The following is a 6,141-nucleotide window of genomic DNA, read 5'->3' on the forward strand; positions in this document are numbered from 1 at the left end:
GCGGGCGAAGCCGACGATTTCCACGCCGCCCGGATGCTCGGCCGCAGCCCGTTGCAAGCGCCGTAACAGAGCGGTTCCGACGTTACCGGTGGCGCCAACAACCGCAATTCGGAGGGTGCCGGCTGGACTAATCTGGGAGAAAGCCATCTGCCAACGGTAATCCTTAGGTAGGCTTATGCACTAGTAAGGGTCCTTACAGTAGTCAGCTGGACCTGTAGGAACTATGTGGAGGTACCAAATGGCACCCAGCGGCGGCACAGCGGCGGATTCGCCCGAAGCGCAGACCCAGGACAAAGCACGCAATGCGCCGAGTCCCGACGACGACCGGAAGCCCGACAGCCCCACCGAGATCAAAAAGCCGGCCTGGGGATACGTGTTCAAGCGCACCCTCCGTGAATTCGGCAAAGACCAGTGCACCGATCTGGCTGCTGCCCTGACCTACTTCGCGGTGCTGGCGATCTTCCCGGCGCTGCTGGCGGTGGTCTCCCTGCTCGGTGTCTTCGGTCAGGCGGAAACCACCACCAACACCGTGCTGGACATCCTTGAAGGGGTAGCACCGGGTGCAGCCGAGAACGAGACGCTCGAAAGCACTATTGAAGGTCTCGCTACCTCACAGGGTGCTGGTCTGACGCTGATCATCGGTGTTCTCGGTGCGCTCTGGTCTGCCTCCGCCTACGTCAACGCCTTCAGCCGGGCAATGAACCGGGTGTATGAGGTGGAGGAGGGGCGTCCGTTCTGGAAGCTGCGCCCGGTAATGCTCCTCATCACCGCTATAGTCCTGCTGCTGGTGGTGCTGATGGCCCTCCTGCTGGTCCTGTCCGGACCGATCGCCGAATCGGTCGGGAATGTGATTGGTCTCGGCGACACGGCTCTTCTCGTGTGGAACATCGCCAAGTGGCCGGTCATGGTGGTTTTTGCCATCCTGATGATCGCCATCCTGTACTACGGGGCGCCCAACGTGAAGCAGCCCAAGTTCCGTTGGATGAGCATGGGATCGTTTGTTGCGTTGTTGGTCCTCGGACTCACCACTGCTGGATTCTCTTTCTACGTTGGCAACTTCGGCAGTTATGACGAGACCTACGGGGCGATCGCCGGCGTCATCGTGCTGCTGCTGTGGCTCTGGCTGGCTAACCTCTCACTGCTCTTCGGTGCAGAGTTCGACGCCGAACTGGAGCGCGGCCGGCAACTCCAGGCCGGCATCGAAGCTGAGGAAACCATCCAGCTCCCTCCACGGGACGCCACCGCAAGCCGCAAGAAGCTCGACAAGGAACTCGAAGACATCGACAACGGGCGTGAGCTGCGCCGGAAGTACGAACGCGAGTCGGCTCGGCAGAGCCAGGACAACTGATCGCCAACCGGCGATCACCCAGTGATCAATTCCACCTCTGTCGCTGGGCTGTTCCAACCAACAGCCCAGCGACAGAAGATTAGGCTGAAGAGATGACCGAGAACGAACACAGCACTCGTGGCGCCTACGTGAACACGGGCAAGGAATTCAGCCGTGACACCACCTATATCGAAACCCGGATCACCCGGGACGGGTCGGACGGCTTTCCCGTGGAGGCCGGCCGGTACCGGCTGATCGCCGCCCGCGCCTGCCCTTGGGCCAACCGCGCCATCATCGTGCGCCGGCTCCTCGGACTCGAGGACGCCATTTCGCTGGGGACCCCGGGCCCGACCCACGACAAGCGGTCCTGGACCTTTGACCTCGACCTTGACGGACGCGACCCGGTCCTGGGCATCGAACGACTGCAGGAAGCGTTCTTCAAGCGGGATCCCGAGTATCCGCGCGGTATCACCGTTCCGGCGATCGTCGACGTGCCTTCAGGTGCCGTCGTCACCAACAACTTCCCGCAAATCACCCTTGATTTCTCCACTGAGTGGAAAGATTTCCACCGCGACGGCGCCCCCGATCTGTACCCGGAGAAACTGCGTGAAGAGATCGATCAGGTCGCCAAGCGGATCTTCACCGAGGTGAACAACGGCGTCTACCGGTGCGGGTTCGCCGGATCGCAGGAAGCGTACAACGACGCCTACGACCGCCTGTTCACCGCGCTGGACTGGCTGGAGGAACGCCTCAGCCACCAGCGGTTCCTGGTAGGGGAGACCATCACCGAGGTCGACGTCCGCCTGTTCACCACCCTGGTGCGCTTCGACGCCGTCTACCACGGACACTTCAAGTGCAACCGGAACAAACTCACCGAAATGCCAGCCCTGTGGGGCTACGCCCGGGACCTGTTCCAGACCCCCGGCTTCGGCGACACGATCGACTTTGACCAGATCAAGGATCACTACTACATCGTGCACGAAGACATTAACCCGACCGGGATTGTGCCCAAAGGCCCGGATCTGGCCAACTGGCACACCGAGCATGGCAGGGAAGGCCTCGGCGGCAAGCCCTTCGGGCAGGGAACCCCGCCCACCGCTGCCTAAAGCCAGCTAAACCGTGTCAACCGATGCCCCGCCCGTACCGGATTCCCCGGCTGCTGGGTGGGGTTTCGGCGGGTAGGGAGCGACCCGCCGAGTGCCCCTCCGAACGACCCACTCTGGCTAATTAGGGAACATAACCGTTTCTTAATAGAGGTAAACCTAGGCTAGCCTTACTTCTGTCCGGAGTTAGACGGTGAGGAGGCATGCGATGGCAGTGCAGACTGCTCCAGCCCCTCTTGCCCGCGCTCCGATCGCCTCAGCCAGACCCCGCGGACAGCGCCGGGTTCTGAAGCTGGGCGCAGTGCTGGTCGTCCTCGCCCTGGTCTGCGCCGCCTCGCTCGCATTCGGCTCCCGGCCCATCAGCTTCGACGTCCTGGTCGCTGCGCTAACCGATTTCGACCCGGCCAACGGCGACCACGCCGTCGTCCACTCCCGCATTCCCCGCACCGTCACCGGCCTCATGGTCGGCGCCGCCCTCGGCCTCGCCGGTGCCGCCATGCAGGGAGTGGCCCGGAACCCGCTCGCTGACCCAGGCATCCTCGGCGTCAACGCAGGAGCCGCGCTCGCCGTCGTCATCGGCATCTACGTCTTCGGGATCGCCGAGGTGACCGGCTACATTTGGTTCGCGTTCGCCGGGGCAGCCTTCGCCGCCGTCGTGGTCTACGCCATCGCAAGCCTCGGCCGGGAAGGCGCCACCCCCATCAAGCTGGCGCTCGCGGGGGCGGCCCTGTCCGCGGGGCTGGGCAGTCTGATGAACGCCGTCCTGGTGTCCAGCCAGGAGACGCTCGACCGGTTCCGGTTCTGGCAGGTCGGCACCGTGTCAGGCCGGGGCTGGGATGTCCTCCTGCCGGTCCTGCCGTTCCTCGTGGTCGGCATCCTGTTGACCCTCCTGACCGGTAAGGCACTGAACAGCCTGTCCCTCGGTGACGACATCGCGAAGGGGCTCGGCCAGAACGTGGCGATAGCCCGCGGTGTCGCGGCGCTGGGCGTCGTCATCCTCTGTGGCGCTGCGACCGCAGCCGCCGGACCGATCGCCTTCGTGGGCCTGGTGATCCCTCACATGGTGCGGGTGCTCACCGGCCCCGACTACCGCTGGATCCTGCCCTTCTCGGTGGCACTTGCCCCGGTGCTGCTCATCGGAGCCGACATTGTCGGCCGGCTCATCCTGCCACCCGGCGAGGTGCAGGTGGGGATCATGACCGCCGTCATCGGCGCCCCGGTGTTCATCTGGCTGGTCCGCCGCCGGAAGCTGGCCCAACTATGAGCCTCCACCCAGCGCCCCCGACCGGCGCGGCCACACCCGCCGCTGCCACACCGAATGGCGCTGCCATACCGAATGGCGCTGCCACACCGAATGACGCTGCCACACCGCGGGCGGCTACCGTCAGCGGCGGTCGACGCCGGCAAGCAGCCCAGCGCCGCCTGGTGATCGGTATCCTCGCGGGGATCACCGCCGTCCTGTTCGCGGTCTCCGTCCTGCTCGGCACCTATACCGTGACCATCCCGGACTTCTTCAGGATCCTCGGCGGCGCCGATATCCCCGGCGCTACGTTCATCGTGATGGAAAACAAGCTTCCCCGCGCGGTGATCGCGGTCCTTATCGGAGTGGCCTTCGGCCTGGCAGGCACCATTTTCCAGACCATGCTCCGGAACCCGCTGGCCAGCCCCGACATCATTGGGATCAGCTACGGAGCCAGTGCCTCCGCCGTGGCAGCAATAGTGCTGTTCGGGGCGGCGGGCGTTGCGGTCTCCCTTTCGGCCCTGATCGGTGCACTCGCCGTCGCGGCAGCGATCTACCTGCTCTCCCGCCGCGGCTCGGCGGCCGGGTACCGGCTGATCCTGGTGGGAATTGGCTTCGCCGCGGTGCTGCACGCGGTGGTCAGTTTCCTGCTCACCCGCACCGATATCCGCACCGCATCGGACACCCTGGTCTGGCTCAACGGCTCCCTGAATTCCAGCAACTGGGACCGCGCCACGATCCTCATCCTCGCCCTGCTGCTGCTGATCCCCGCGGCGGCCGTCCTGTCCCGGGGGCTGCGCGGACTGGAACTGGGCGACGATACCGCCGCCAGTCTCGGCATCCGGGTCGAACCATCGCGGCTAGCTCTGATCACCGTCGGAGTGGCCCTGGCTGCCGTTGCCACCGCCGCCGCCGGGCCGGTGGCGTTCGTCGCCTTCCTCGCCGGCCCGATCGCGCGCCGCCTCGTGAAGGGCGCCGTGTCTCTCACCGCGGCCGGACTGGTGGGCGCGGTGATAGTTCTCGCCGCAGACTTCGTGGCAGCCAACATGATTCCCGGTGTGTCACTTCCGGTCGGCGTAGTAACAGGCGTCCTCGGCGCCCCGTTCCTGCTGTGGCTGCTCGTGACCGCCAACAGGACAGGACAGGGAGGCTGAAATGGCTCTGACAGCCAGCGAGCTGACACTCGCATACGACGACCGCAAAGTGGTCCAGGACCTCACCGTCGAGCTGCCGGCCGGCAAGGTCACGGTGATCGTCGGGGCCAACGCCTGCGGCAAGTCCACCCTGCTGCGCGGCCTGGCCCGCCTGCTGAAGCCGTCGGCCGGCGTCGTCAACCTCGACGGCAAGGACATCCACTCGCTGTCCACCCGCACCGTCGCGCGGATCCTCGGGCTGCTCCCGCAAACACCGGTAGCCCCGGACGGGATCACCGTCGCCGACCTGGTGGGTCGCGGCCGCTACCCGCACCAGGGCTGGTTCCGGCAGTGGACCAACGACGACGACGTCGCCGTCGCCTCCGCCCTCCAAGCCACCGACACCCTTGAGCTCGCTGACCGCTTTGTCGATGAACTGTCCGGTGGGCAGCGGCAGCGGGTCTGGATCGCGATGGCCCTGGCCCAGCAAACCGACATCCTGCTGCTGGATGAACCCACCACCTTCCTCGACGTCACCCACCAGGTGGAAGTACTGGATCTGATCACCGACCTGAACCGGCGCGACGGCACCACGGTGGCCATCGTGCTCCACGACCTGAACCTCGCCGCACGCTACGCCGATCACCTCATCGCCATGAAGGACGGCCAGATCGCCGCGCAGGGCAGTCCCGCCAAGGTGGTGACCGAGGAGACCGTCACCTCGGTTTTCGGTCTGCAATGCCGCGTCATCCCGGACCCCGTATCCGGCACACCCATGGTGGTGCCGGTCGGCCGGCACCACTCAGGCGACGGAGCTACTCAGTCGTCACCCAAAACGTCCACCGGGCAGGGGTTCCTGCCTAATCCGCAGGACACGCTGTCCGCGCACCACCTGGAGGCAGCAACATGACCGAAGTCAGCAACCGCACGGCCCGACGGAGCGAGCGCGCACCACAGCGCACCGATGGAACCGTTTCGGCGGTATCAGCCTTCGACGTCGTCGTCACCCGGGTGCAGCGCCTCAGCGACAACTTCCAACGCATCACCTTCGGCGGGTCCTGCCTGAGGGACTTCGGGGTGCAGGGGCCAACGCTCGACCTGCGGATCAAAGTCATGATCCCCGCCACCCGCGACGACGATGCCCCCCGCGTGAACATGCGGGAACTCCTCGAGTCACCGCCCGAGGGCTCGGGCTGGTATCAGCGGTGGCTCGCGATGGACCCCGCCGAGCGCGGCGCCATGCGCACCTACACCGTCAGGGCGGCCCGGTGCGATGGCGACCAGCCAGAGATCGACGTCGACTTCGTGATGCACTTCGATGCTGAGGGGAACGGCGGG

At 65.7% G+C, this 6,141-nt stretch carries 6 protein-coding genes; all 6 read left to right on the forward strand.

Translation table 11 applies throughout. The features are described from left to right. The first annotated feature begins 238 nt into the window (after window positions 1-238). Complete coding sequence (locus B384_RS0101615; RefSeq protein ID WP_019481396.1) at window positions 239-1,348, forward strand: YihY/virulence factor BrkB family protein; 1,110 nt, start codon at window positions 239-241, stop codon at window positions 1,346-1,348. 92 nt (window positions 1,349-1,440) lie between these two features. Beyond that, window positions 1,441-2,433, forward strand: coding sequence for a glutathione S-transferase family protein (locus B384_RS17370; protein ID WP_019481397.1), 993 nt, complete (start codon window positions 1,441-1,443; stop codon window positions 2,431-2,433). Between the two features lie 205 nt (window positions 2,434-2,638). Then, the gene (locus B384_RS0101625; RefSeq protein ID WP_019481398.1) at window positions 2,639-3,694 is read left to right on the forward strand and encodes a FecCD family ABC transporter permease; all 1,056 of its coding nucleotides are present in this window, start codon (window positions 2,639-2,641) and stop codon (window positions 3,692-3,694) included. Next, on the forward strand, window positions 3,691-4,824 hold the full coding sequence (locus B384_RS0101630) for a FecCD family ABC transporter permease (RefSeq protein WP_019481399.1): 1,134 nt from the start codon (window positions 3,691-3,693) through the stop codon (window positions 4,822-4,824). The genes B384_RS0101625 and B384_RS0101630 overlap by 4 nt, the downstream gene beginning before the upstream one ends. Window position 4,825: 1 nt before the next feature. Further along, window positions 4,826-5,713 carry an ABC transporter ATP-binding protein gene (locus tag B384_RS0101635; RefSeq protein ID WP_019481400.1) on the forward strand — a complete coding sequence of 296 codons (888 nt, stop codon included), beginning with the start codon at window positions 4,826-4,828 and terminating at the stop codon, window positions 5,711-5,713. After that, window positions 5,710-6,141: siderophore-interacting protein (locus tag B384_RS0101640; protein WP_019481401.1), on the forward strand; the 432-nt coding region annotated here is incomplete at its 3' end. The genes B384_RS0101635 and B384_RS0101640, both read left to right, overlap by 4 nt.

It is taken from the genome of Arthrobacter sp. TB 23, from assembly GCF_000294595.1.
Taxonomy (GTDB): domain Bacteria; phylum Actinomycetota; class Actinomycetes; order Actinomycetales; family Micrococcaceae; genus Arthrobacter_D.